We start from the raw sequence: 1,221 nt of genomic DNA on the forward strand, positions 1-1,221 counted from the left end.
TCCGTTGATACCTGTGGACGGAGTGCTGCCGACAGTTCCGGTCGAAGCAGGAAGTAAACATCAATTTGTCACGTTATGTGACGCTTTGTATCAGTTTTATATAGCAGAAGATATGATTTGACCTTATTAATCAGTCTTTGTTTACTTAAGTCAGGAACTTCATACCTAAAATCAGCAACGCCCACCTTTCATAACTAATAAGCATATAAATAATGACCAAAAAATAAGGTCTCAAGCCTCCCCTTTTAAGGGGATGAAAGAAAGAATCTTCAGTATTTCAATCCCAATGGTGAGCGTCAGAGGAACTGTTAACTGATAACTGAAATGACTACAACCTCCAACTACACAAACAACACAAACTCAATTGAAACAACTGGGGAACAGTTAGGTGCATTTTTACAAGCTCATAATGAAATCGAATTTATCCTACCACCTCTGGTGGGAATGATGATTACCAATAGATTCAAACTACGGGGAGCTACTGCGCTGCTAGTTAACCTGACAGTTGCTGGTTTTGTGCGACAAATTATTGAACAACTCAAAGAGCAAAAAGTGACTGTAACTCCGCCTGTAGTTGATACTGAGGCAACAACTATTTCTCAATCAGTGAGTCCGGTTAGTAGTGAAGACTCGCCAGCATATACTATAGTACATTCTACTCCTGGTCGCATCCGGTTACGAATACCAAGGGTAGCATCGGAACCAGACTATGCCAAACGTTTAGAACAACTGTTAAATGCAGACTCCCATGTATTAAAGGTGCGGATAAATACTGCAGCAGCTTGTATTGTCATCCAATATCAAGCTAACGGAATGTCAGACTGGGAACTGGGAATGTTATTAATGAATATTATTCAAGAGGCTGATTCTGATGAAGAGGAAATAGGCGAACCAGAGCAATAAGTTAAAACTAAAAATTATTCGATATGCGAGTTCTGCATTAGCTGCTATATCTGATTGAGTGGGGAAGTGTGGGAAGTGTGGGGAGTGTGGGGAGTGTGGGGAGGAGTAAAAATAAGAATAATAAATATTAACTGGGCTATTATTAGCAAGCATGGTGATTTCCCCTATGTTAATTACTTAATAACTGAAGTGCGACCTAAGTATAGCAATGCTTTTGGGAATTGGTATAAGTCATATCAAATCCGGTTAAACAATTATAGATTGGTTAAGTCTTTAGGAGTTAGGAATCAGGAGTTAGAAATTATATCGTGTCTGGAT

General features: G+C 39.1%; 2 protein-coding genes. Both read left to right on the forward strand.

What is annotated here, in order from left to right; all coding sequences use genetic code 11:
• The first annotated feature begins 324 nt into the window (after positions 1 to 324).
• Positions 325 to 903, forward strand: coding sequence for an HMA2 domain-containing protein (locus F6K22_RS41235; RefSeq protein WP_293110986.1), 579 nt, complete (start codon positions 325 to 327; stop codon positions 901 to 903).
• Positions 904 to 969: 66 nt separating this feature from the next.
• Positions 970 to 1,221: hypothetical protein (locus F6K22_RS41240; RefSeq protein WP_293110988.1), on the forward strand; the 252-nt coding region annotated here is incomplete at its 3' end.

This window comes from Okeania sp. SIO2F4 (genome assembly GCF_010672385.1).
Classification (GTDB): domain Bacteria; phylum Cyanobacteriota; class Cyanobacteriia; order Cyanobacteriales; family Microcoleaceae; genus Trichodesmium.

Excerpts from the sequence above, each read along its gene's own strand:
- F6K22_RS41235 (WP_293110986.1), top strand. The coding sequence starts at position 325 with ATGACTACAACCTCCAACTACACAAACAACACAAACTCAATTGAAACA.